Origin of the sequence: Jongsikchunia kroppenstedtii DSM 45133 (assembly GCF_000380485.1) — a bacterium.
GTDB classification, from domain to species: Bacteria; Actinomycetota; Actinomycetes; order Mycobacteriales; family Mycobacteriaceae; genus Jongsikchunia; species Jongsikchunia kroppenstedtii.
In genome coordinates, this window is the sequence record NZ_AQYG01000042.1 from 52,712 (window position 1) to 77,550 (window position 24,839).

25 protein-coding genes are annotated in these 24,839 nt (G+C 67.3%); 15 read left to right on the forward strand and 10 right to left on the reverse strand.

The window, feature by feature from the left end; all coding sequences use genetic code 11:
- Positions 1–96 precede the first annotated feature (96 nt).
- Entirely contained in the window at positions 97–948 is an 852-nt protein-coding gene (locus G341_RS0106370) for an SDR family oxidoreductase (RefSeq protein WP_026303321.1), read from the forward strand.
- 36 nt (positions 949–984) lie between these two features.
- Here G341_RS0106370 and G341_RS21235 read toward each other — a convergent pair whose 3' ends face one another.
- Positions 985–1,305, reverse strand: coding sequence for a hypothetical protein (locus tag G341_RS21235; protein WP_018178280.1), 321 nt, complete (start codon positions 1,303–1,305; stop codon positions 985–987).
- Positions 1,306–1,380: 75 nt separating this feature from the next.
- On the reverse strand, positions 1,381–2,058 hold the full coding sequence (kstR, locus tag G341_RS0106380) for a cholesterol catabolism transcriptional regulator KstR (protein ID WP_018178281.1): 678 nt from the start codon (positions 2,056–2,058) through the stop codon (positions 1,381–1,383).
- A gap of 180 nt (positions 2,059–2,238) precedes the next feature.
- On the opposite strand from kstR, the gene G341_RS0106385 reads away from it, so the two are divergent.
- From G341_RS0106385 to G341_RS0106415, 7 genes are all read left to right on the forward strand, one after another.
- Positions 2,239–4,407, forward strand: coding sequence for an acyl-CoA dehydrogenase family protein (locus tag G341_RS0106385; RefSeq protein WP_018178282.1), 2,169 nt, complete (start codon positions 2,239–2,241; stop codon positions 4,405–4,407).
- Between the two features lie 126 nt (positions 4,408–4,533).
- A complete protein-coding gene (locus G341_RS0106390) occupies positions 4,534–5,586 on the forward strand; it encodes an acyl-CoA dehydrogenase family protein (protein WP_026303322.1) in 1,053 nt (350 codons plus the stop codon).
- A gap of 2 nt (positions 5,587–5,588) precedes the next feature.
- Positions 5,589–6,752 carry an acyl-CoA dehydrogenase family protein gene (locus G341_RS0106395; protein WP_018178284.1) on the forward strand — a complete coding sequence of 388 codons (1,164 nt, stop codon included), beginning with the start codon at positions 5,589–5,591 and terminating at the stop codon, positions 6,750–6,752.
- Positions 6,749–7,774 (forward strand): bifunctional MaoC family dehydratase N-terminal/OB-fold nucleic acid binding domain-containing protein, encoded by a 1,026-nt coding sequence (locus G341_RS0106400; protein ID WP_018178285.1) that lies wholly within the window; start codon positions 6,749–6,751, stop codon positions 7,772–7,774. Before G341_RS0106395 ends, G341_RS0106400 begins: the two co-directional genes overlap by 4 nt.
- Complete coding sequence (locus G341_RS0106405; RefSeq protein WP_018178286.1) at positions 7,771–8,211, forward strand: MaoC family dehydratase; 441 nt, start codon at positions 7,771–7,773, stop codon at positions 8,209–8,211. Before G341_RS0106400 ends, G341_RS0106405 begins: the two co-directional genes overlap by 4 nt.
- Entirely contained in the window at positions 8,208–9,383 is a 1,176-nt protein-coding gene (locus G341_RS0106410; RefSeq protein ID WP_018178287.1) for a lipid-transfer protein, read from the forward strand. The genes G341_RS0106405 and G341_RS0106410 overlap by 4 nt, the downstream gene beginning before the upstream one ends.
- A gap of 52 nt (positions 9,384–9,435) precedes the next feature.
- Entirely contained in the window at positions 9,436–11,049 is a 1,614-nt protein-coding gene (locus G341_RS0106415) for an AMP-binding protein (protein ID WP_018178288.1), read from the forward strand.
- 53 nt (positions 11,050–11,102) lie between these two features.
- Here the strand turns inward: G341_RS0106415 and G341_RS23445 are convergent, their stop codons facing one another.
- The 3 genes from G341_RS23445 to G341_RS0106435 all read right to left on the reverse strand — a co-directional run bounded on the left by G341_RS23445 (position 11,103) and on the right by G341_RS0106435 (position 13,204).
- Positions 11,103–11,612 carry a DUF6764 family protein gene (locus G341_RS23445; protein WP_081622450.1) on the reverse strand — a complete coding sequence of 170 codons (510 nt, stop codon included), beginning with the start codon at positions 11,610–11,612 and terminating at the stop codon, positions 11,103–11,105.
- 185 nt (positions 11,613–11,797) lie between these two features.
- Positions 11,798–12,289: a GNAT family N-acetyltransferase gene (locus G341_RS21245; protein ID WP_018178290.1), complete on the reverse strand. Its 492-nt coding sequence runs from the start codon at positions 12,287–12,289 to the stop codon at positions 11,798–11,800.
- A gap of 150 nt (positions 12,290–12,439) precedes the next feature.
- The gene (locus tag G341_RS0106435; RefSeq protein WP_018178292.1) at positions 12,440–13,204 is read right to left on the reverse strand and encodes an alpha/beta fold hydrolase; all 765 of its coding nucleotides are present in this window, start codon (positions 13,202–13,204) and stop codon (positions 12,440–12,442) included.
- A 90-nt stretch (positions 13,205–13,294) separates the two neighbouring features.
- On the opposite strand from G341_RS0106435, the gene G341_RS0106440 reads away from it, so the two are divergent.
- Complete coding sequence (locus G341_RS0106440; RefSeq protein ID WP_018178293.1) at positions 13,295–13,849, forward strand: TetR/AcrR family transcriptional regulator; 555 nt, start codon at positions 13,295–13,297, stop codon at positions 13,847–13,849.
- Between the two features lie 3 nt (positions 13,850–13,852).
- Here G341_RS0106440 and G341_RS0106445 read toward each other — a convergent pair whose 3' ends face one another.
- Positions 13,853–15,520 carry an MFS transporter gene (locus G341_RS0106445; RefSeq protein WP_018178294.1) on the reverse strand — a complete coding sequence of 556 codons (1,668 nt, stop codon included), beginning with the start codon at positions 15,518–15,520 and terminating at the stop codon, positions 13,853–13,855.
- A gap of 136 nt (positions 15,521–15,656) precedes the next feature.
- Between G341_RS0106445 and G341_RS24275 the strand changes: the two genes are divergently transcribed.
- A complete protein-coding gene (locus G341_RS24275) occupies positions 15,657–15,779 on the forward strand; it encodes a hypothetical protein (protein WP_018178295.1) in 123 nt (40 codons plus the stop codon).
- A 40-nt stretch (positions 15,780–15,819) separates the two neighbouring features.
- Here the strand turns inward: G341_RS24275 and G341_RS0106455 are convergent, their stop codons facing one another.
- From G341_RS0106455 to kstD, 3 genes are all read right to left on the reverse strand, one after another.
- Positions 15,820–16,257, reverse strand: coding sequence for a DUF6918 family protein (locus tag G341_RS0106455; RefSeq protein ID WP_026303326.1), 438 nt, complete (start codon positions 16,255–16,257; stop codon positions 15,820–15,822).
- A gap of 175 nt (positions 16,258–16,432) precedes the next feature.
- Positions 16,433–17,293: a MaoC/PaaZ C-terminal domain-containing protein gene (locus G341_RS0106460; RefSeq protein ID WP_018178297.1), complete on the reverse strand. Its 861-nt coding sequence runs from the start codon at positions 17,291–17,293 to the stop codon at positions 16,433–16,435.
- Between the two features lie 90 nt (positions 17,294–17,383).
- Positions 17,384–19,087: a 3-oxosteroid 1-dehydrogenase gene (gene kstD / locus G341_RS0106465; RefSeq protein WP_018178298.1), complete on the reverse strand. Its 1,704-nt coding sequence runs from the start codon at positions 19,085–19,087 to the stop codon at positions 17,384–17,386.
- A gap of 333 nt (positions 19,088–19,420) precedes the next feature.
- Here kstD and G341_RS0106470 point away from each other — a divergent pair, with 333 nt between their 5' ends.
- Genes G341_RS0106470 through dmpG form a run of 3 tightly spaced genes read left to right on the forward strand, consistent with a single transcriptional unit; the run spans position 19,421 to position 22,210 of the window.
- Positions 19,421–20,209, forward strand: coding sequence for a 2-keto-4-pentenoate hydratase (locus tag G341_RS0106470; protein WP_018178299.1), 789 nt, complete (start codon positions 19,421–19,423; stop codon positions 20,207–20,209).
- Positions 20,210–20,247: 38 nt separating this feature from the next.
- Positions 20,248–21,144: an acetaldehyde dehydrogenase (acetylating) gene (locus tag G341_RS0106475; RefSeq protein WP_018178300.1), complete on the forward strand. Its 897-nt coding sequence runs from the start codon at positions 20,248–20,250 to the stop codon at positions 21,142–21,144.
- 1 nt (position 21,145) lies between these two features.
- Entirely contained in the window at positions 21,146–22,210 is a 1,065-nt protein-coding gene (dmpG, locus tag G341_RS0106480) for a 4-hydroxy-2-oxovalerate aldolase (RefSeq protein WP_018178301.1), read from the forward strand.
- A 191-nt stretch (positions 22,211–22,401) separates the two neighbouring features.
- Here the strand turns inward: dmpG and G341_RS0106485 are convergent, their stop codons facing one another.
- Positions 22,402–22,944 (reverse strand): C40 family peptidase, encoded by a 543-nt coding sequence (locus G341_RS0106485; protein ID WP_018178302.1) that lies wholly within the window; start codon positions 22,942–22,944, stop codon positions 22,402–22,404.
- A 124-nt stretch (positions 22,945–23,068) separates the two neighbouring features.
- On the opposite strand from G341_RS0106485, the gene G341_RS0106490 reads away from it, so the two are divergent.
- Positions 23,069–23,590, forward strand: coding sequence for a hypothetical protein (locus G341_RS0106490; RefSeq protein WP_018178303.1), 522 nt, complete (start codon positions 23,069–23,071; stop codon positions 23,588–23,590).
- Between the two features lie 112 nt (positions 23,591–23,702).
- Complete coding sequence (locus G341_RS23745; RefSeq protein ID WP_018178304.1) at positions 23,703–24,719, forward strand: hypothetical protein; 1,017 nt, start codon at positions 23,703–23,705, stop codon at positions 24,717–24,719.
- Positions 24,720–24,839: the final 120 nt, after the last annotated feature.

Below are 24,839 nucleotides of genomic sequence, written 5' to 3' on the forward strand. Positions count from 1 at the left end.
ATCGTTTGTCCCGGGAGGCGGTACACCCGCCGGAGACGCCGCCGGTGCTGTGTAGCGTCGGGCGGGGATCAACGGTGAACGACGGGAGTGACCGCGATGGGCGTGTACGCAGTGACGGGATCGGCGTCCGGAATGGGGCGCGAGGTCGCCGACAAGCTTGTCGCCCAAGGACATCGGGTCATTGGCGTCGATCTCAGGGAGGCCGACGTCATCGCCGACCTGTCGATCGCGGCCGGTCGCCGGGAGGCCGCCCGCAAGGTTCTGCAGCTGGCCGACGGACGGCTGGACGGTGCGGTGATGGCCGCGGGCCTCGGCCCGGCCGGTGGCAAGGAGCGGGTCAACCTCCTGGCCCAGGTGAACTACCTGGGCGTCGTCGAACTGCTGGAGGCGTGGCGACCGGCGCTGGCGGCCGGTGGCTCGGCGAAAGCCGTTGTGTTCTCCAGCAATTCGACCACCTCCACGCCGATGGTGCCGCGGCGCACCATTCGGGCGCTGCGTGCCAAGGACGCCGGCAAGGCGGTGAAATCCTTGAAGCTGTTCGGCCGCGGGGCGAACGCGCTGATGTATGCCGCATCGAAGATCGCCATCAGCCAGTGGGTGCGGGCGACCGCGGTCAGCCGGGACTGGGCGGGCGCCGGCATCCGGCTGAACGCGCTGGCCCCGGGCGCGATCATGACACCGCTGCTGCAGCAGCAGCTGGACAACCCCAACGAGGGCAAGATGGTCCGCCGGTTCCCGGTGCCGATCGGCGGCTTCGGCGACGCGGGTCAGCTGGCCGACTGGGTGCTGTTCATGCTGTCGGACGCCGCGAATTTCCTATGCGGCAGCGTCATTTTCGTCGATGGCGGCTCGGATGCGTATTTCCGGACCGACGAGTGGCCGCGGGCGGTCGGTGCTCGGCAGCTGTGGTCGTACCAGAAGAAGTTCCGCGGGTTCCGCCCCTACTGATCAGGTCGTGACCCGTCGGTCGTGTGGCCGCGGGCATCAGGATCGGCCGGTGAGGTGCATCCCCGACTCCATCAATCCTGCGCCGATCACCAGCAGCGCGACCTGTATCAGGATGCCGACGATCGGAATCCAGAAGGACCGTCGTCGCCGCGCCATCAGCAGCACCGAGAGACCGATGGAGACGACGAGAGCGACCATCCCGCCGACGAGGGGAAGCTGCAATCCGACGTTGATGGTGCCGTTGTCGCAGCTGCTGGTGCAGGAGTCGGTGCCCATCGCGAGTGCAAGATCGACGGCGAGCGACAGCAGGAATACGCCGGCCTGCGCGACCAGTAGCACGATGGTCGCCGCGGACACGCGAGGTCTGTCGGCATCGCCGGGCATACGCACATTATCCGGTGACGCGCACCCGTCAGGATCCTGCGCGTCGTCCTATTGAATGCTTTCCAGGGTGATGCCGGACTCGCGGCCGGCGAGCAGCAACTGGATCGTGAGCTCGAGGCGGTCGGAGACGTCGTTGGCGGACGCCCGCCGGGTGAGCCAGTTGACCAGGTTCGACATCCAGACGTCCGAGATGACGCGGGCGATCTTGAGGTCGATGTCGGTCGGCTCGCCCTCGACCATGGCATTCGCGAGCAGGTAGTCGATGATGCCGCCGACCCGCTCGACCTCGGCGGACGCCGACGCGTCGGCGAACATGAAGGCGCGGGTCATCGCCTCGGTCAGCAGGGGATCGCGCTGCATGCCGACGGTGATCATCTCCAGCACGTGCCGCAGCCGTTCGAGGGGGGTCTCGCCGTGCAGCCGGGTCTTGTCGGCGCGCTGGCGCACCTTCTCCAGCTCGCGGCCCAGGGCGGTGACGAGCAGATGGACCTTCGACGGGAAGTAGCGGTACAGCGTGCCCACCGCGACATCGGCCTTCTCGGCGACCGCGCGCATCTGCACGGCGTCGTAGCCGCCCTTGGATGCCAGCGCCAGGGTGGCGTCGAGGATGCGCCGGCGGCGTTCGCGCTGGGCGGCCGATCCGAGGTCGACGTCCGAATCGCCCCCGCGAGCAGGCGCGGCGCCGGGGGCGTCGGAGCTGTCGCTGGTCTTTGCGGGCGTGGACATCGGCGGGTGTTCCTCACATGTCGGCCGGGTCGTCACCCGGTGTCGGTTGTCAACGATAGTTCTTTGCGGCGGCCAGGTGGTGTTGCGAAAACGCGGGTGTTTCGCCACAACGCACGTGCGCCTGTCACAATTAGAACAGGTTCTACTTCTATGTGACAGCACAACCGTCAGGAGAATGCGGTGACAATCGCCACGACCGAAGAACAGATCGCCGTCAACGACGCGATTCGGCAGTGGGCCGCCAGCGCGTCGGTCATCGAGGTCATCCGGTCGGCCGAGGAGCCCTCCGGACGCGACGCGTGGCGCGAGTCACTGCGCAAGCTCGCCGATCTCGGCGTGTTCGCCGCGGCGTTGCCCGAGGACCGCGGCGGCGCCGACGCCGGGTTCGTGGATCTCGCCGCGATGCTCGAGGAATGCGGACGTTCGCTGGTGCCGGGTCCGGTCGCGGGTACCGCGGTCGCGGCGTTGGCGCTGGCGACCTCGACCGCACACGACAATGACCCCCTGCTCGAGCGTCTCGCCGGCGGGGAGGTCGCGTGCGCGGTGGCCACCGCGGTGTTCTCCGGGGCCGAGGTGCCCACCGCGGTCGAGGAGACCAAGGGCACGTTGACTGTCGACGGCGATCTGGGGCTGGTGCCCGGCTACTCCGCGGGCTCGGCGATCCTGGCGCCGGTCCTGGTCGCCGACGCCGTGCGATGGGTCGTCCTGGATCCGGAGCTGCCCGGAATCGAGGCCGAAAGCGTTGATCCGGTGGACTTCTCGATGCCGCTCGCGCGGGTCGCGCTGCGCGGCTGCGTGATCGATCTGCAGCACGTCCTGCATCTGCCGGGGGCCTACGTACGGGCCCAGATCATCGCGGCGCTGGCCGCCGATGCCGCAGGTGTCGCCGCCTGGACGCTGGATACCGCGGTCGAATACGCCAAGGTGCGCGAACAGTTCGGCGCGGCGATCGGCAGCTTCCAGGCCGTCAAGCACATCTGCGCCGAAATGCTCTGTCGCAGTGAGCAGATCGCCGCCGCGGCCTGGGACCTGGCGACCGCGATCGATGACTCGGACGAGAACCAGATCGAGATCAGTGCGGCGGTGACCGCCGGCCAGATCGCCGACATGGTGGTCGACAATGCCAAGGACTGCATTCAGATTCTCGGCGGCATCGGCTTCACCTTCGAGCACGACGCCCACCTGTACCTGCGCCGGGCGCTGTCGATCCGCACCCAGCTGGGCAGCCCGTCGGGCTGGCATCGCCGGGTCGTGGAGTTGCACGGCGACGGCGTGGCGCGCTCGCTGCGCCTGGACTTGTCGGCGGTCGAGGATCAGCGCGAGCAGGTGCGGCTGACCGTCAAGCAGATCGCGGGCGCCGACGATCGGCGACGCGCGCTGGCCGAGGCCGGCTACCTGGTCCCGCACTGGGCGCCGCCGCACGGGCTCGGCGCCAGCCCGGCGCTGCAGGTGCTGATCGACGAGGAGCTCGACGCCGCGAACGTGCAGCGGCCGGACATCAAGATCGCCGGCTGGGCGGTCCCGACCATCGTCGAGCACGGCACCGACGCGCAGCGCGACCGGTTCGTCAGCCCGTCGCTGCTCGGCGAGATCAACTGGTGCCAGCTGTTCTCCGAGCCGGGCGCCGGATCGGATCTCGCATCGCTGCGCACCAAGGCCACCAAGGTCGACGGCGGCTGGTCGCTCAGCGGGCAGAAGGTGTGGACGTCGCTCGCGCGCGAGGCCGACTGGGCTATCTGCCTGGCCCGCACCGACGCCGACGTCCCGAAGCACAAGGGCATCACCTACTTCCTGGTCGACATGCGCTCGGCCGGCATCGACATCCGCCCCTTGCGGGAGATCACCGGTCGCGCGATGTTCAACGAGGTCTTCCTGGACGACGTCTTCGTACCGGACGAGTGCGTCGTCGGCGAGATCAACAACGGCTGGCGCCTGGCGCGGACCACCCTGGCCAACGAGCGGGTCGCGATGGGCGGCTCGGCGATGGGCGAAGAGATGCGGGCGCTGCTGGACTCGGTCGAGGGCAAGGATGTCGGCGAGCGCGGCCGGACGGCGATCGGCGAGCTGATCGGCCAGGCGCAGATCGGTCACGTGCTGGACTTCCGGTCCGTGCTCAGCCAGCTGGAGGGCCGCGACCCGGGCGCGGCGTCGAGCGTGCGCAAGCTGATCGGTGTGCGGCACCGACAGGCGGTCCCGGAGGTGGCGCTGGACCTGCTCGGTCCGGACGCGCTGACCGCGGGGTGGCTCTCGGAGCTCTTCCTGCGCAATCGCTGCCTGTCGATCGCCGGCGGCACCACGCAGATCCTGGCGACGGCGGCCGCCGAGCGACTCCTCGGGCTCCCGCGCTAGCCGCCGTACGGGCGAACGTCGGGGTGCATTCGGCGGTGGTCCGGTGAGCTGGATCCGCCGTAGTGCGTCGGGGTGATCTCTGCTACAACTAGAACAGGTTCTAATTCTCATTTTTCGGGAGGCATAGTGGACTTCAGCCCTGACGCCACGGCAGTTGCCGTAGGCGACGTGATCGACAACATCGTCGCCAGGCATCAGCCGGAGTGGGAGTCGCGATTCCCCGACGCCGGTGGCTTCGAGTCGGCGCTCTGGTCGGCCATCGCCGAGAACGGCCTCGCGGCGCTGGCCCTGCCGGAGTCGGCGGGCGGCGACGACGTCGGGGTGGACGGCTTGTTGCCGCTGCTGACCGCGGTCGGGGCGGCCGGCGGCGTGGCGCCGGTGATCGGGCTCGCGGCGCTCCCGCTGCTGGCGCAGTCGGCACCCGATGTCATCGCGCAGTTCAGCGAGCAGCTGGCATCCGGAGGTCACCTGGCGGTGGCCATCAACGAGCCGGCGTCGCCGCTGCCCGCCGCGCCGCAGACGACGGTCGCCGACGGTGCCGTCACCGGCGTCAAAACCGGTGTGCTGCACGCCGATACCGCCGCGCTGCTGCTCGTCGACACCGCCGCCGGGGTCGCGGTGGTCGCCGCCGACGCGGCGGGGGTGAGCATCGAGCGGACGACGTCGTCCTCGCGCTGGGGCGAGTACACGGTGCGGTTCGACAACGCACCCGCGCTGACGGTGCTGTCGGATGCCCGCCGCGCACTCGCCGATCACTACCTGCTGGGCATCGCCGCCTATGCCGACGGACTGATCAACGGCGCCACGAAGCTCGCCGCCAAACATGTGACCGAACGCGAACAGTTCGGCAAGCCGCTCGGCACCTTCCAGGCCGTGCAGCAGCAGATCGCCGACATCTACGTGGTCGCCCGCGCACTGCATCTGGCCGCGGTCTCCGCGTCCTGGCGGCTCGCCGGCGGCCTCGACGCGACGCCGGACCTGACGCTCGCGAGTTACTGGCTGGCGCAGGAACTGCCGACGGCCATGCGCACGCTCACCCACCTGCATGGCGGCGTCGGCGTGGACATCACCTATCCGTTGCACCGGTACTACTCGGTGGCCAAGGACCTGACCCGCCTCGTCGGCGGGCCGACCGCGAGCCTCGACCGGTACAGCGACGCACTCGAGTTGGGAGCCTAGGCATGTACATCGACCTCACTCCCGAGCAGCAGGCGCTCAAAGCCGAACTGCGCGAATACTTCGCCGGCCTGGTGTCGCCCGACGACGCCAAGACGATGCTCACCCAGCGGCACGGTTCGGCCTACCGCAAGGTCATCCGCCAGATGGGCAAGGACGGCTGGCTCGGCGTCGGCTGGCCGAAGGAGTACGGCGGCAAGGGCTTCGGTCAGATGGAGCAGCAGATCTTCGTCAACGAGGCGGCCCGCGCCGACGTGCCGCTGCCGTCGGTAACGCTGCAGACCGTCGGCCCGACCCTGCAGCGCTACGGCTCGCAGGCGCAGAAGGACAAGTTCCTGCCGGCGATCCTGGCGGGCGAGGTGCACTTCGCGATCGGCTACACCGAGCCGGACGCCGGCACCGACCTGGCCTCGCTCACCACCACCGCGGTCCGTGAGGGCGACGAGTACATCGTCAACGGCCAGAAGATCTTCACCACCGGCGGCCACGATGCCGACTACGTCTGGCTCGCCTGCCGCACCGACAAAGATGTGCCCAAGCACAAGGGCATCTCGATCCTCATCGTCGACACCAAGGATCCGGGCTACAGCTGGACACCGATCATCACCGCCGACGGAGCGCACCACGTCAACGCGACGTATTACAACGACGTGCGGGTGCCGGTCGACATGGTCGTCAGCGGCGAGAACGACGGCTGGAAGCTGATCACCACGCAGCTCAACCACGAGCGCGTGATGCTGGGGCCGGCGGGCCGCGGCGACGGTTTGCTGGCGCATGTCACCGAGTGGGCGCAGCGGCCGGGGGTCGACGGTGTGCCGCCGATCAAGCACACCGACGTCCGCCGCGCGATCGCCGAGATCACCGGCTACGTGCGGATGAACGAATTGCTCAACTGGCAGGTCGCCTCGTCCGGCGACGACATCTCGATGGCCGATGCCGCCGCGACCAAGGTGTTCTCCACCGAGCGGGTGCAGCGGGCCCATCGGCTGGTCGACGAAATGATCGGCCGCTACGGCGATCTCAGCGATCCGTACACCGCGGAGCTGGTCGACTGGTTCGACGCGCAGGCCAAGCGCAACGTGGTCATCACGTTCGGCGGCGGCGTCAACGAGGTGATGCGGGAAATGATCGCCCAGGCCGGGCTTGGGCTGCCGAGAGGGAAGCGATGACGCTGAGCACCGACGAGCTGGTCGCAGCCGCCGAGAAGATCAAGGCGCTGGGCGCCAGCGCGCCGATCGACGGCCGCGATCCCATCAACCAACCGATGATCAACAACTGGGTCGAGGCGATGGGGGATGGGAACCCGATCTACGTCGACGAGAACGCCGCCCGCGCAGCGGGATTCGACGGCGTCGTGTCGCCCCCGGCGATGACCCAGGTGTGGACGATGCGCGGCCTGCACGGCGAGCGCGCCGACGACGACCCGACGTCGCAGATCTTCGAGCTGCTCGACGACGCCGGCTACACCTCGGTGGTGGCCACCAACTGTGACACCACCTACCACCGCTACACGACCCCGGGCGAAGAGGTGTCGATCTCTTCGGCGCTCACCGAGCTCACCGGCCCCAAGACGACGGGGCTGGGCGAGGGCTGGTTCTTCACCATCCGCAACACCTGGTCGGTCGGCACCGAGGTGGTCGCCGAGATGGACTTCCGGATGCTGAAGTTCGCGCCGAAGACCGCGGCGGCGCAGCCGGATCCGGCCACGTCATACGACGATCTCGATCCGTCGAAGATGATGCGGCCCAACAGCTCCCGCGACAGCGCCTTCTTCTGGGAGGGTGTCGCCGCGCACGAGCTGCGCATCCAGCAGCGCGAGGACGGCAGCCTGCAGCACCCGCCGGTGCCGGCGCTGTGGAAGGACAAGACCGAGCAGACCGACTACATCCTGGCCGCCGGCACGGGAACGGTCTACAGCTTCGTGGTGCATCACGCGCCGCAGGTGCCGGGCCGGTCGTTGCCGTTCGTCATCGCGCTCGTCGAGCTGGACTTGGACGCCTCCCTTCGCTCCGCGGGGCCGGGCGTCCGGATGCTGGGCGAACTGCGCGGCGTCGATCCGTCGACCGTCGCCATCGGGCAGCGGGTGCAGGTCGAATTCCTGGACTTCCCGGCCGATTCCCGCGGTGACGCCTGGTCCCTGTACGCCTGGCAGCGCATTGATGAGAGCAAGGGAATCGAGGGGGACAAATGACGGGCGCAATCGTCGCCAAGACGGTCCCGGCGACTCCGCCGGCCGTTGCGGTGGGAGACAAGCTGCCGGAGCTGGTGATTGAGGGCACGCCGACGTTCATCGTCTCGGCGGCGTTGGCCACCAGGGACTTTCAGGATGTGCACCATGACCGTGATCTGGCGGTGCAGCGCGGCTCGAAGGACATCTTCGCCAACATCCTGACCGACACCGGGCTGGTGCAGCGATTCATCACCGACTGGGCCGGCCAGCGGGCCCAGATCACCTCGATCAAGCTGCGCCTCGGTGTGCCGTGGTACGCCTACGACACCCTGACCCTCGCCGGCGAGGTGACCGCCGTTGACGGACAGCGGGTTTCGGTGTCGGTGACGGGCACCGACAGCCTCGGCAAGCACATCGTCTCCACGGTGGAACTGATTCTGGATCGGACGGTCAAGTGAGCGGACTGAGCAGGAAGGCGGCGATCGTCGGCATCGGCGCCACCGACTTCTCCAAGGATTCCGGGCGCAGCGAACTGCGGCTCGCGGCCGAGGCCGTGACCGCGGCGATCGCCGACGCGGGTCTGCAGCCGTCGGATGTCGACGGCCTGGTGACCTTCACCATGGACACCAACATGGAGATCGCGGTGTCGCGCGCGGCGGGCATCGGCGAGCTGAAGTACTACTCGCAGGTGCACTACGGCGGCGGCGCCGCGTGTTCCACCGTGCAGCAGGCCGCGATGGCGGTCGCGACCGGTGTCGCCGACGTCGTCGTCGCCTACCGGGCGTTCAACGAGCGGTCGGGCAACCGGTTCGGTCAGGTGAGCGCGGCGGTGGCCAACCAGGCGACCTCGTCGGGCACCGACAACGCGTTCACCTATCCGCATGGGCTGTCCACGCCGGCCGCGTTCGTCGCGATGGTCGCGCAGCGCTACATGCACGAATACGGCGCCACCAGTGAGGATTTCGGTCGCATATCGGTGGTCGACCGCAAGCATGCCGCGGTGAACCCGAAGGCGTTCTTCCACGGCAAGCCGATCACCCTGGAGCAGCATCAGGCATCGCGGTACATCGCCGAGCCACTGCATCTGCTCGATTGCTGCCAGGAATCCGATGGCGGACAGGCGATCGTGGTCGTGTCGGCCGAGCGCGCCAAGGACCTGCCGCAGAAGCCGGCGATCATCGCGGGTGCGGCGTCCGGCAGCGGCACCGACCAATACATCATGACCAGCTACTACCGGCCGGAGCTTGCGGGCCTGCCGGAGATGGGTCTGGTCGGTCGGCAGCTGTGGGAGCAGTCGGGCCTGTCGCCGGCCGACATGGACATGGCCGTGTTGTACGACCACTTCACCCCCTACACGTTGATGCAGTTGGAAGAGCTGGGATTCTGCGGTCGTGGTGAGGCGAAAGACTTTGTGCGCCAAGAAGGTGCGCTCGAGGTCGGCGGCACGCTCCCGCTCAACACCCACGGTGGACAGCTGGGCGAGGCCTACATCCACGGCATGAACGGCATCGCCGAAGCCGTACGTCAGCTGCGCGGCGACTCGGTCAACCAGGTCGAGGGCGCGTCCCAGGTGATCGTCACGGCCGGCACCGGGGTGCCGACCAGCGGCCTCGTGCTGACGCACGATTAGAAGCCCAGCACTCACGCACGAGCAGCCCAATTTCATTGCAGGAGAGGTAGTTATGCACCAGTTCAATCTCGCGGACATCTTCGAGACGGTCACCGACGCGGTCGGTGAGCGCGTCGCGCTGACGTACGAAGGCCAGAACTTCACCTACCTCGAGCTCGAGGCGCTCAGCAACCAGGTCGCGCACCTGCTCGCCGACAATGGCGTCGGCGCGGGCGACCACGTGGCGCTGTACCTGAAGAACAGTGTCGAGCACGTCACCTCGATCCTCGGCCTGATCAAGGTGCGGGCCAGCCCGATCAACGTCAACTACCGCTACACCGAGCCGGAGTTGGAGTACATCTTCACCAACTCCGATTCGACCGCGATCGTCGTCGAGGAGGCCGAGCACCAGGAGGTCCTGGCGGGCCTGCTGCCCTCGCTGCCGAAGGTCGCCACGGTCTACGTGATCGGGCCGATCGAGTCGGTGCTGCGGGATGCGGCCGCGGCGAACGGCAAGGCGCTGGTGGCCTTCTCCGACTTCGAGACCAGGTCGACCGACCGCGACTTCGAGCCCCGGACCGGCGACGAGCTGTATGTGCTCTACACCGGCGGCACCACGGGCTACCCGAAGGGCGTCATGTGGCGGCACGACGACTTCTTCCACAAGCCGCTCTCGGGTGGCAACCCGTACGGCACCGACGCGCGCACGACGCTGGAGGAAGTCGCCACCGGCGCAAAGGAATTCCCCGGCCTGGCGTTCTTGATCGCCGCACCGCTGATGCACGGCGCCGCGTCGTACTCACTGTTCACCTTCTTCACCCTGGGCTCGCGCGTGGTGCTGATGCGTCAGTTCGACGCCGAGAAGATGATCCGCTCGGTCGAGACCGACAAGACGCAGGTGATCCTGATCGTCGGCGACGGCATGGGACTGCCGCTGGCCGAGGCGATGGAGAAGCTGAAGGACGAGGTCGACATGTCGTCGCTGTTCTCGATCACCTCCGGCGGCGGCCTCTGGTCGGTGCCGGTGCGCAATCGGATGCTCGCCGTGAAACCGGATCTGTTGCTGCGCGACAACTTCGGTGCGTCGGAGTCGGGCAACGACGGCGCGTTCGAGATCGACGATGCCGGCAATCTGCGGATGCCGCCGACGGACAAGATGAAGGTGCTCGACGAGTCGCTGAACGAGATCACGCCGGGCAGTGACGAAGTGGGCCTGATCGCCCGGATCGGTCACGTCCCGATGGGCTACTACAACGACCCGGAGAAGACCGCCAAGACCTTCCCGACGCTCGCCGACGGCACCCGGGTCTCGGTCCTGGGCGACATGGGCAAGGTCGAGGCCGATGGCACCATCGTCTTCCTGGGCCGCGGTTCCGGCTGTATCAACACCGGCGGCGAGAAGGTGTTCGCCGAAGAGGTCGAGGCGGCACTGCACGGCCATCCGGCCGTGGGTGACGCGCTGGTCGCGCCGGCTCCGGATGAGCGCCTCGGCCAGCGGGTCGCGGCCGTCGTGTCGCTGCGCGCCGGCGCCGAGGCCCCGTCGGTCGACGAGATCCGGGATCATTGCCGGAAGACGTTGGCGGGCTACAAGGTGCCGAAGACGGTGGTGTTCGTCGACGAGATCAAGCGCACCCCGGCCGGCAAGGCCGACTACAAGTGGGCCAAGGAGACCGTGGCCGCCGGTTGATCATCGACACCACATCGTGACGAGTCGGTGGTCGGGGTCTGATCGCGTCCTGGTTAGCGCTGACCGAGCGGGATCTCGCCCGCTCCGGTGTTGAGGCAGCCGCTGAAAGTCTGGAAGTCGCCCGCGAAACCGGCGCCGTCGGTACAGGTGGCAGGGTGCTTACCGTCGACCGTGACCGTCGCGTTCGATCCCGCGATCGCGATCGAGAGTCCAGGGCGTACACCCATCGCGGTGGCGTTGGCGCCCGGACCCAGTGCGATGGCAGCGGGCCCCGAGTAGTCACGGGCTTGTGAGGTGGCGGTGCCGCCGGCAAGGCCGATGCCCAACGACAGGCCGTTCGGTCCAGCGGTGGCAGCCGCGTGGCCTCCTGTGTCCGCGATCCCTGCAGCGGTGCCGGTCGGGTCGGCCGTCGCCGAACACCCCGACTGGTACGTTGCCTGACCTGGGTAGGCAGGGCAATACCCGGGTGCGGCCGTGGCAGTGCCCGTCGCGAACAATGTCGCGGCAGCTGCGGTGCTCGCAAACCCTGCGACGATAACGACGCCATGTGCGAACTTCTTCATCGGAAATCACCATCCTTGAACCATTTTCGTGAACGGGTCCGCTGGCCACGCCTGCGAATCCGTGAACCTGTCTCAAGGGATTCGGTGGCGTCGGGAGGAAGGATGGGTCGGAACGCGTGGTCGGACTCTTCTATCACCGCTTCGGCCCGCCGGCCGGTGCCACGGAGACGTTCGCGGCCGAGTGATCACGGCCGCAATGTCTTGGCGAACCAGTAGTCGGCGTAAGGGTTGTCGTTGAAGCGAGGCACCTCGGTGAAGCCGAGTCGGCGATACATCGCGATCGCCCCGGTCAGGGCGCGGTTGGTGTCCAGCTGCAGGGTGTGTGTACCGGCGTCGCGCGCCCGGGTCTCGAGCTCGAGGACCAGTCGGCGGCCCAGTCCGTGACCGCGGGTCGACGGGGCGGTCCACACCCGCTTGATCTCCGCCACGCCGGCGTCGTGGAAGGTCAGGGCGCCGCAGCCGACGGTCTCGCCGGCCGCAGAGGTGGCGATCAGCAGCAGACCTCGCGGTGGGGTGATGGACGGATCCCCAATGGCCCCACCGACATCCGGGTCGAAGCCGTCCGGGAACAGCTCGGCGAGTTCGGTGTAGTACGCCTCTGCCGAATGCCGGGCGGCGGCGGAACCGGGATCGGCCGGTGCGATCCGGATGTCAACGGTCTCGTCCGTGTCGCCCATGCGGCAGACTCTAGTCTTCGGTCGCCGGCACCTGCGCGGGCTCGACCCTGTCGGCAACGTCGATCTGCATTTCGTGTTCAAATCGCCATGGATCGGTTCCGTTGTCCAGAAACGGATTTCGTCCGCCCGTTGGTTCGATGAAACATGTTGTCATGCGCCGAGAAACGGTAATGCCACGGCCAGGAAGCCATCCGGGTCGGAGGAGAATGCCACATGCCCGGTGTCCAGTTCGGTGACCGGGCCCAACTCTTGCGGTAAGAATTCGCGACGAACGATCGGGTCTTGCCGACCCCACACCACCAGCGCGGGAGCGGTGATCTGGCTATGGCTGAGGTCGTAGTCCGCCGCGGCGAATCCTCGCCAGATGCTCGCGGCGACCCGGGCACCTTCAGGCGTCTTGGCGCGGGCAACCGCCCGCGCCTCGATCTGCCTGTCGGAGTCGGTGCGTGAACGCATGTACGCCGGCACCATTCGTGGCATCAACTGCCGGGCGACAGCCGGGATTCCGACCGTGCGAGAGGCAACCCGCACGAACCAGGGCACCGTCACGAATCCTCCGGGGTTGACCAGTACCAGATGCGTGACGGCGTCGGGCCGCCGCGCGGCCAGACGGCCGGCGGCGAACGCGCCAACGGAGTTGCCGATATAGGCGGCGCTCGACAACCCCAATGCGTCTACGACGTCTTCGAGTACATCCGCGAGCAGCGTCACCGACGGTTGCGCCGGATCGGACAGGCCATGGCCCGGCCAATCGACCGCGATCACACGGAAGTGTGCGGCCAACTGAGTTGCGATCGGATCGAAGTCGTGGTGGTCATGCAAAGTGGCGTGCAAGAGCACAACCGGAGGACCCGCACCGCGCTCGACCACATGCACCAGGCCGGCGCGGCTGCTGATCATGGCTGATTCGCTCATCCCATACTCCATTCATTGACCGACTGGTCGGTTAATGAATGTTAAGCTGTGACGGTCCGCGCCGCAAGAAGTGACTGAGGAGGATCCGGAGTGTCGATTCGAGTCGAGGCGGCCGCGCAGACCCGGGCCGCGCTGGTCGATGCCGGGCTGCGATTGGCTGACCGATTCAGCATCGCCGAGCTCAGTGCCAACCGTGTCGTGGCCGAGGCCGGTGTATCCAAGGGGACGTTCTTTCATCACTTCCCGAACAGAGTCCAGTACCTCCTGGCGCTGCATGCTGGCTTCCACGACCGTTTGGACGCCGAAATGGCCGCCGCCATCGCCGATCTGCCTCCGGGCCGGGATCGACTGCGGGTAGCTCAACAGACGTATTTGGACGGTTGCCGGCGTAATCGAGGCGTGCGCGGGCTCCTGCTTGAAGCGCGGGCTGAGCGTGCGATCACGGATCGGATCAATGCCCGCAATGAGGCACTTGCCGACGTTGCGGCTGCGGACTTTCGTGCCATGGGCTGGTCACACCCGACCGAGTCGGCGCGACTGTGGATCGGCATGGTGGTCGAAGCCGCGTTGCTCGAACTAGACCAGGCGGCCGCAAGTTCCTCTGTCCGTGCGGCATTGGACCAGTACCTGACCGCTCGTGAGTGATGATCAGTCGCTGCCCGATGACACCCTCAAAGGCTCGGCCGCGTCGGCGGCGTCCTCCTGCATTCGGATCGGCGCCAGCCACGCCATGATCGCGCCGCCGATGAGCACGAGCACGCCGAGAACGATGCTCGACTGCCCGGCCGGCGCGGTGAAGGCGTGATGCGCCTGCTCGGTGATCCGCTGAGTCAGTGACTGATCCTGTGCGGGAAGCTGTTTGGCGACCTGGAGCGCCTCCGCCAACGACCGGGACAGATGGTCGGCGGCCTGGTCGGCCGAGGCATGCAACTGTGCGGCCTGCTCGGGCTTTCCGGCGGCGGCCAGCTGATCGGCCTGATGGTTCAGCTGCGCTCGGGTCGCCTGCGCCGTCGCATCGATCTTGTGCGAATAGCCGGCAGCGAGCAGGCTGCCGGCCACGGCGATGCCGATCGAGGCACCGAGTTCGCGGGCGGTGTCGTTGAGCGCGGAACCTATGCCCTGGTTGTCCAGCGGCGTGTTGACCATGATCGCCGACGTCGACGGCGATTGCGCCACACCGAATCCCAGCGCCATCACGGCGAGAACCGTGGTGTAGGTCCAGTACTGGGCGTCGGAGTAGATGCCCAGCAGCACCATGCCGACGCCCATCACCAACATGCCGACCGTCAGGATCGCCTTCAGGTTGAACTTCACCGCCAGCCAGTTGCCGAGCAGCGAGAACACCATCACGACGATCACCATCGGGACGAGGCCGACCGCGGCGCCCAGCGGCGAGTAGCCGTAGATCAACTGGAACTGCTGAAGGATCAGGAAGAACATGCCGAACACCGCCGTGTTCTGCAGCAGGATCGCCAGCGTGCCGGCCGACAGGGCGCGATTGCGGAAGACCCGCACGTCCAGCAGCGGATGGTCGGTGCGCAGCTGCAGCCAGACGAACAGGCCCATCAACAGCAAGCCGCCGATGAGGCACAGCAGCACAACAGGATCGGTCCAGCCCGAATGCGGCGCCTCGACCAAGGCGAAGACGAATACCGCGATGGCGACGACCGACACGATCGAGCCGGTGATGTCGAACTTGGGGGAGGTGGAGTCCTTGGTGGACCCGATGGTGGTGACCAGTGCGAGGCACCCGATCGCCGAGATGACGAAGGTGACGAAGATCGATCGCCAGGAGAAGAACTCCAGCAGCAGGCCGGTGACGAAGAAGCCGGCGATCGCGCCGACGCCGGCCACCGCGGCCCAGACGCTCACGCCGAGAGCACGTTTGGACTCTGGCACCTGCGAGGTGATCAGCGACAGCGTCGCCGGCATCACGAATGCCGCGCCGACGCCGGTAATCACCCGGCTGACGACGAACCAGGTCGGCTCGTCGATCCAGATCGGCATGGCCGAGCCGGCCGCGAACAGCGCCAGTCCGGCCATCAGAATGCCGCGGCGGCCGAACTTGTCGCCGATCGCACCCGCCGGAAAGAGCAGCGCCGCCAATGCCAGCGTGTAGCCGTCGACGATCCAGGTGAGCTGACTGTTGGTGGCGCCGATGTCGGGAGCGATATCCGGCAGCGCGGTGTTCAATGCCGCGACCGCGGCGACCACCAGGCTGACGGCGGCGCAGGCCACGAAGATGACCCAGGCGATCCGCAGATTCGACACGGTGGCGTCGGTCTGATCGGATCGGTTGGATTCCGGTTTGGTCACGGTCTCAACCTACGTTGTGCGATTGTTATTGCGACTCGCCGGGCGGCAATGACTCGTCACTTCGTTCACTTGGGTCACAATTGTTTTGACCGAATCGCTGACTCTCTGCTGTCGCTCGAAGTACCCGAGGTGACCAATGGCTTCCACCCACGTTCAGAACTCGCCTGCGCGCCTGCGCCTCTGGCGGGTTGTGGCAATGCTGCTGCCGTTGGCGGCGGTGGTCGCCGGGCTGCTGGTGATCCTGGCTTCGGCGGCCTGAGCAGGTCATCACCCAGGCCGCCGTCGGCCAGTGTCTTAGATCAGTTGCTCATCTGCTGCTGGATCGTCGATCCCAGAGCCGGCAGCGACTCCCGCACGTGGTCCTGCGCCTTGCCGCGCAGCGACGAATAGGCCTTGGCCAGAGCCGCATTGGCATCTTCGGTGCGGCGATCGGTGACGGCCAGCAGAGCGTCGGAGACCTGGTCGCCGCGGGCGGTCAGGTACTCACCGAAATCGGCGCCGGCGTCCTTGCTGTCCCAGAACGGCTGCAGCGCATCGAGAAACTCCGGCAGGAGCTGATCGGTGGCGGTGTCGACGGCGCCGGGACGCACCTTCTGGACGGACTTGTAGGCGGCCTTGATGGCGGTGCCACTGATTCCGGTCTTGCCGTCCACCTCGGAATCGATGACGCCGGCGAGGGCGGTCACGACGGCGGGACGACGGGTGGGCTCGAGGAGAGTGTTCAGCGAATTAGTCACGGGGACAACTTAATACACCGAGTCTGGACTTGGACAGTCGGCGCGTCGAGTGCGACGCACGTCCTGATCCGAGCCCGGACCGGGGGTAGATCTGAGCCTGAGGTTCAGCGCCCGTTCGGACCGGCCTGATCGAAGCGACTCGCGGTGGAATCGCAATCGGGCCGGTCCCGGACGATCAGCGCTTGGTGAGCACCACGTTGCCGAGGGCGGGAGCGTCGTCCCGATCGGCCACCGAGGCGGTGATCAGCAGGCGGTCGCCCTCGTCCCAGACGCGGGTGCGCAGGGTCTCGCCGGGGAACACGACGCCCGCGAACTTGACGCCGTAGTCGGCCACCGCGGTCACGTCGCCGCCGAGCACGGTGTTCACCACGGCGCCGCAGACGGTGCCGTAGGTGCACAGGCCGTGCAGGATCGGAGCAGGGAATCCGGCGCCCTTGGCGAACTCCGGGTCGCTGTGCAGCGGATTGCGGTCGCCGCAGAGCCGGTACAGCAGGGCCTGCTGCGGCAGCGTCTTCGTCTCGATGACGTGGTCCGGGTCGCGGTCGGGGTACTCGACCTTGTCGGACGCGCCGCGCTCGCCGCCGAAGCCGCCCTCGCCCTTGGCGAAGATCGACGACCGGGCCGACCACAGCGGCTGGCCCGACTCGTCCACCGTGGTGGATTCCTGGACGATCACCGCGGCCGAGCCCTTGTCCTGCACCTCGACGATCTTGGTGCTGGTGGTCGCCGTCGCGGCGGCCGGCAGCGGCCGATGCAGGGTGATCTGCTGACCACCGTGCACGATCTTGGCCAGATCGATCTCGACACCCGGGAACGACACCTTTGGCGGCTCCACCATGTGGAACGTCGCGGCCACCGTCGCGAAGGTCGGCAGAACCTTCGGCGACACGTCGTTCTGATACTGCAGATCCGCTGCGTCCAGCGGCGAGATGCCCACGCTCACCCCGAGGTGATAGAGCTGCACGTCGGACGCGGTCCAACTGAACGTCGTGCTGCCGAGGTCGGCGCCGACGGCGACGGAAGGATCGATGGGCATGGTGTGCCTCCCTGTTCTTATTCGGTCTTACCAGTATGAGTAGTCAAGTGACGCAATAACTCTCGGCCAGGGCCGATTGCGGCAGCAGTGCTACGACTGGGGGGCAGCAGCCGCAGCGGTGCGCGCCTTGTCGGCGATGTCGAGCGCGGCGAGGTAGCCGAAGACCAGCGCCGGACCGATGGTAGCGCCCGGGCCGGCATAGGTGTGGCCCATGACCGGAGCACTGGTGTTGCCGGCCGCGTAGAGCCCCTCGATCACCGAGCCATCCTCGCGCAGTGCGCGACCGGCGGTGTCGGTGTTGATGCCGCCCTTGGTGCCGAGGTCGCCCGGCACCATCTTGACCGCGTAGAACGGGCCCTTAGCCACCGCGCCGAGGCTCGGGTTCGGCTTGTTGGTGATGTCGCCGTAGTAGTGGTCGTACGCGCTGTCGCCGCGGCCGAAGTCGGCGTCCTTGCCGTCCTTGGCGAAGCCGTTGAAGCGCTCGACGGTGGCGGTCAGGCCCTCGGCCGGGACGCCGATCTTCTCGGCGAGCTCCGCGATGGTCGACGCCTTGGTGATCACGCCCGACTCGAGCCACTTCTTGGGAAGCGGCTGACGGGCGTTGATGCTGGTGAACAGGTACCGGTTGCGGTAGGTCTGGTCGAAGATCAGCCATGCCGGGATGTTCTCGCCCGGCCCCTCGCCCTGGCCGTACTCGCCGCCGTACATCTGGTGCACGGCCTCGACGTAGGGGAGCGACTCGTTCATGAACCGCTGGCCGCGGTCGTTGATCATGAAGCTGCCCGGCAGTGAACGCTCGGCGAGCGCGAACCACGGACCCTTCGGCAGCGGGATCGTCGGGCCCCACCACGCGTCATCCATGAAGCTCACCGCGGCGCCGTGCTTGAGTGCCGCGTTGATGCCGTCGCCGGTGTTCGACGCGGCGCCGGTGGTCCAGTCCGAACCGATCGGCGCGCGCTGGTACTTCTGCCGCATCTCGGCGTTGTTCTCGAAACCGCCGCAGCCCAGCACCACGCCGTGGCGCGCGGTGACGGTGATTGGCACGCCGTCGCGCTCGACGACGACACCGGTGACTCGGCCGTCCTCGGTGACCAGGTCGGCCAGCGGGGTGTTCAGCCACAGCGGGACGCCCGCCTGGCGCAGGCCGATCAGCAACTCGGCCGTCAGGGCGCGGCCCATCACCAGCAGGTTCTTGCGGGTGATGTTGGCCCAGACGGTGCGGGCGCCGACCTTGGCCATCTTCACCGGGCCGCGCCAGTGGCGGAATCCGGTGGACAGCCAACGGAAGTCGGACTGCATGACCGCGACGTTCAGCGGCGCCTTGGCGTACGGCGGGTGGATCGTCTTGAGATCCTCGCCCAGCTTCTTGCCGTTGAACGGCTTGGGCTCGCAGGACCGGCCGTGGGAACGTCCGCCCGGTGCCTCCGGGTAGTAGTCGGAGTAGTCCTTGACCCACTCCAGCTTCAGCGGCGAGTTGGCGATCAGGAAGTCCAGCGCCTCCGGCCCGCGCTCGATGTAGGTGTCGATCCGGTCGGCCGAGACCACGTCGCCGATGATGGCGTGCGCGTACTCGCGGGCCGCCTCGGGGGTGTCGGTGACGCCGTCGCGCTGCAGGACCGAGTTGTTCGGGATCCACACGCCGCCGCCCGAGCGGGAGGTCGATCCGCCCCAGTACGGCGACTTCTCGATCAGGACGGTGCTCAATCCCTGCTTGGCCGCGGTCAGTGCGGCGGCCATGCCGGCACCGCCGGCTCCGATGACGACGACGTCGAATGTCTCTGCTGCTGTGCTCATGCGCGTACTCGCTTCGCTCCGTGCGCGCACGAGGCACATGCGCGCTGTGTTTGATTATTCGCTCGCTGGCGCTCGCTCTCGCCAGTCCCAACTGCCTGTGAGTGTGTCGCAAATCTAGAACACGTTATAAAATGACTCGAGTGAAGGCTATACCAGCTTAGGTGGTGTCTGAGCTGGCAGTCGCGCGGGCAAAACGGCAACCTGTTCATTTGCCGGGACAACCGCTGGCGAATCCGACTCCCAGTGGCTGGGAGTCGGCCCAGCGCCCGCGCGTGCAGCTGTCACCCTGGAAGAGCGCACGGCGCAGGTCAACAGAGGATTGAAGGAGTATCGGTGGCGGTCAGCACGCAGATCCAGGCGGATATTGCGCAGGCATTGTGGAACGCGGAGCGCGACGCCGCGCCGATCGATCCGCCGACCAACGCGCATCCCGAGCTCGATCCGAACGACGCGTTCGAGATCCAGCTCATCAACATCCGCAAGCGTCTGGGCGAGGGCGCGAAGGTGGTCGGCCATAAGGTGGGCCTGGCCTCCGAGGCGATGCAGAAGATGATGGGCGTCGGTGAACCCGACTACGGTCACCTGCTCGACACGATGCAGTACCACGAGCACACGCCGATCGACACCAGCACGCTCTGCTACCCGCGGGTGGAGGTCGAGGTCGGCTTCATCCTCGGCAAGGACATGCCCGCCGGCAACTGCACCATGGAAGACGTCATCGACGGCATCGAGTGGGTGGTGCCGTCCATCGAGCTCATCGACAGCCGCATCAAGGACTGGAAGATCACCCTGCCGGACACGATCGCGGACAACGCGTCGTCCTGCGGTTGGATCCTGGGCGAGCAGCGCGTGCGGATATCGGACCTGGACGTCGGCAACATCGACGCGCGGCTGCGGCGCAACGGCGAGGTCATCGCCGAGGGCAATTCGTCTGCGGTCCTGGGCAATCCGCTCACCGCGGTGTCCTGGCTGGCCAACAAGGTCGAGTCGTTCGGTGTTCGGCTGCGGGCCGGCGATGTGATCCTGCCGGGCACCGCCACCCGGGCGATCGACATCAGTCCCGGCGACAACTTCCACGCCGAGTTCGACGGATTGGGTTCCGTCACCCTGCATTTCAAATGACTCAGTATTTCCAGTAGAGAGCGTACGAGGAGCAAGCTATGGCCAAGTTGACAGCGGCGATCATCGGATCGGGCAACATCGGTACCGACCTGATGTACAAGTTGGAGCGATCGGATGTGATCGTGCCGCGATGGATGGTCGGCATCGATCCCGACTCGGAGGGCATGAAGCGCGCCGCCGATCATGGACTGCTGACGATGTCCGGCGGCGCCGATGAGCTGCTCGCGTCGAATGAGAAGCCGGACTTGATCTTCGAGGCCACCTCGGCCTACGTGCACCGAGAGTACGCGCCGAAGTACGAGGCCGCCGGCATCACCGCCATCGACCTCACCCCCGCCGCGGTCGGCCCGGCCGTCGTGCCGCCCGCCAACCTGCGCGCGCACCTGGATGCCCCGAACACCAACATGATCACCTGCGGTGGCCAGGCCACCATCCCGATGGTGCACGCGGTGTCCAGCGTCGTCCCGGTGAAGTACGCGGAGATCGTCGCCTCGGTGTCGTCCGAGTCGGCCGGCCCGGGCACCCGCGCCAACATCGACGAGTTCACCAAGACCACCTCTAAGGGTGTCGAGACGATCGGCGGCGCAGAAAAGGGCAAGGCGATCATCATCCTGAACCCGGCCGAGCCGCCGATGATCATGCGCGACACCATCTTCTGTGCGATCCCGGAGGATGCCGACACCGACGCGATCGCCGAGTCGGTGCACAAACGCGAGAAGGAGATCCAGGAGTACGTGCCGGGTTACCGGCTGCTGCAGGATCCGCAGTTCGATCCGCCGAGCGTGATCAACGGCGGCATGGCTCGCGTCTCGATCTTCGTCGAGGTCGAGGGTGCCGGTGACTTCCTGCCGCCGTACGCCGGAAACCTCGACATCATGACCGCCGCCGCCACCAAGGTCGGCGAAGAAATCGCCAAGAAGAAGCTGGGGCTCTGACATGACTGATCTGATGGCAAACGCACGTAAGTTCAGCGACACGTTGGACATTCGGGTCACCGACTCGTCGCTGCGGGACGGCTCGCATCACAAGCGGCACCAGTTCACCGAGGAGGACGTGCGCAACATCGTCGCCGCCCTCGATGACGCCGGCGTCCCGGTGATCGAGGTGACCCATGGCGACGGTCTGGGCGGCTCGTCGTTCAATTACGGCTTCTCCAAGACCCCCGAGCAGCAGCTGATCAAGGCCGCGGTCGAGACCGCCAAGAACGCCAAGATCGCCTTCCTGATGCTGCCGGGCCTGGGCATCAAGGACGACATTCGGGCTGCGCAGGACAACGGTGCGCAGATCTGCCGCATCGCCACGCACTGCACCGAGGCCGACGTCTCGATCCAGCACTTCGGCCTGGCGCGCGAGCTAGGCCTGGAAACCGTTGGCTTCCTGATGATGTCGCACAGTCAGCCGCCGGAGGTGCTCGCCAAGCAGGCGCGGATCATGGCCGACGCCGGATGCCAGTGCGTCTACGTGGTCGACTCGGCCGGCGCCCTCGTGCTCGAGCAGGTGTCCGACCGCGTCGCGGCCGTTCGTGCCGAGCTCGGTGACGACGCGCAGATCGGCTTCCACGGTCACGAGAACCTGGACATCGCGGTGGCCAATTCCATTGCGGCCGTGCGGGCCGGCGCGCAGCAGATCGACGGTTCGGTGCGGCGCTTCGGCGCCGGCGCCGGCAACACGCCGGTCGAGGCGTTCGTCGGTGTCTGCGACAAGCTCGGCATCACGACCGGCATCGACTTCAAGAAGATCGCGGACGCCGCGCAGGACGTCGTGCGGCCGGTCATGCCGACCGAGTGCCTGGTGGACCGCTCGGCGATGATGATGGGCTACGCGGGCTGCTACAGCTCGTTCCTCAAGCATGCCGAGTCGCACGCGGAGAAGTACCACGTGTCGGCGGCGGACATCCTGGTCGAGGCGGGCGCCCGCAAGCTGGTCGGCGGCCAGGAAGACCAGCTGATCGACATCGCGCTCGAGCTCAAGAAGAAGCAAGACGCGAACGCCGGGGTGTAGCTGGCGCCAGATGAACGCCCGGCTGCGTTCTCGGTCATCCCGCATACAAGGGCGGTATTGCGAGACGACCTCCGCCTTGCCGGATCGTTCATCTGATCGCCAGCTGGCCAGATCGTTGGAACATCCGCCCGCCCAAGGGATCTCCTTGGGCGGGCGGATGCGTATCTGGGGGCCGGGGCCGGCCGGGTTGATCAGCCGAGTCGGCGGATCGTGTTGATCGGCGGCATCGTGTTGAGCGCGTTGAAACCGATGGGGAAGCCGTTGGGGCCGTAGGCGTTGAGCACCTGGTTGAAGCCGGCGTAGATACCGACGTGGCTCGCGTTGCCGTAGAAGATGATCAGGTCGCCGGGGGCGAGCGCCCACAGCGGAACCTCGGTGCCGACACGGGCCATCTGCTGGCTGGTGCGCGGCAGGTGGATGCCGACCGTCGAGTAGGCCCACTGCAGCAGCCCTGAGCAATCCCACGCGTTGGGGCCGGTGCCGCCCCACAGGTAGGGCTTGCCGATCTGGGTGCTGGCGGCCGTCAGGGCGCCCAGTCCGGCCGATGTCGGTATGGGCATGGGGATGAAACCCGACCCGGTGGACGATCCGGCGGACGAGCCGAGCGAGCCGGTGCCGTCGGAGCCATCGGCGAACGCCGGAGCGGCGCCGAGTGACGTGCCGGCGATGAGGCCGGCCGCGCAGAGAGCGCCGACCGCATGTCGGCGAACGCGATGTGACGATGAGATGCGCATGTGGTCAGAGTGAGGCATGCAGCGGCGCGTGTCTGAAGTTTCAGTTGAAGTTGGTGCAGGTGTGACTAATGGGGCAAATGAGGCGAAATTATCGGCGTGTCGCTCCGGCTATATAGTGCGCGGTGTGAGTAAGCGGCCGATTCTTCCGACGTTGCTCGGTGCACTGGCAGCGGTGCTCGGGCTCATCGAGTTCGTCGCCGCATTCCTGCGGTGGGGGCGGATCGGCTCGCTGGACATGAACATCAGCGGGATGGGATCGGTATCGGTACCGGGCGCCGACGCGAAGAGTATCGAATCGTTCACCGCGATGCCCGGAATCGTCACCGCGATCGTCGGGCTGGTCGCGATCGGCGCCGGGGCGTTGGCGGTCGTCGACCGGGCGCCGCGGCTGCGCGGCTGGATACTGCTGCTGGCGGGTGTGGCCGGCACGGTGCATGCCGCCATCGCCGCGGCCGACCCGGAGCGGCTGCTGTTCGACGACAGCTGGCGGTCGGCGGCGGACGGTCAGGCGGGTTCGGCGGCCACCGCGCAGTACGGCATCTATCTCGCCCTCGTTGTCGCCGTGCTGCTGCTCGTTCAGGGCGCTGCCGCGGTGCTGCCCGGGTTGCTTCGGCAATATCGCCCGCGACGGTCCGCAGCTGGGTAGCGTTCGCCGCGGTTTCGGTGGCCCGGCTTTGGCAATCAGCCGATCGACTGACCATCCTCGGCGAGGTCTGTCGGGGTTTGATTACCATCAGTTGACTCGAAAGGGAGATCGCATGACTTATGGACCGCCGCCCGGCCCCCCGCAGGGCCCCGGCCAGCCGCATCAGCAACCAGGTCAGCCGTACGGGCAGCAGCCCGGACAGCCCTATGGACAGCCGGGCCAGTACCAGCCCGCGCCGGCCGGACCGCCGAACCCGTACATCGCCGCTCTGAAGGAGCCGACGAACAACAACCCGATCCTCAAGCCGCTCGGTATCGCCTTGGCGACCGCGGCGCTGGTGATGGTGCTGTTCTCGTTCTTCAGCTGGGCCACCGCCGACGTCTCGGGCACCAAGGTGTCGATCTCGGGCATCGGGTCGGTGTCGGTGAGCGGCAAGGACCCCTGCGCTGACCTGCCGTCGGAATACCGTTCCCAGTGCAACAGCAACAAGGATGAGGGCACCAGCGCGGCAATGGCCACGACGGTGATCATCTTCAGCCTGCTGCTGGCGGGCGCCGCGGTGACCCTGATCATCAACCGCTTCCCGGGCCTCGGCACGGCCGCGGGCGCACTGCTGTCGCTGATCCTGTTCATCGTTGCCATCGTCGCCGTATCCGATCCAGGTGGAGCGGTGAGCTCGGGTGGCGGCGGCGGTGACGCCAGCGTCGGTTGGGGTCTGTGGCTCGTGTTCGTCGGGTCCCTTGCCGCCGTGGGCATCGCCGGTTACCTGGTGTACCTGTTCGTCAACCAGATCCGTGGTGGCGGCGCGGCGGGCATCGGTGGCCAGGGTGGCTACGGCGCCCCGCAGCAGCCGCAGTTCGGTGCTCCGCAGCAACCGCAGGGCTACCAGCCGCAGCAGCCGTCGTACGGCCAGCAGCCGCATCAGCCCCCGCAGGGCTACGGTCAGCAGCCGGGCTACGGCCAGGCGCCGCAGCAGGGCTACCCCCAGCAGCCGCAGGGCGGCTACGGCCAGCCTCCGCAGGGCTATGGCCAGCAGCCGCCGCAGCAGCCGGGCTACGGTCAGCAGCCCGGTGGTTATGGTCAGCAGCCGCCGCAGGGCGGTTACGGCCAGCCGCCGCAGCAGCACTGACAAGCCGCAACAGCACTGGCAATCAGTAGCCGAAGGCCCGCTCCCGCATCGGGGGCGGGCCTTCGTGCTTCTGCGCCCAGATCTCTTGACGGGGCCACGGTCTCGACATGGGCCTCGCGT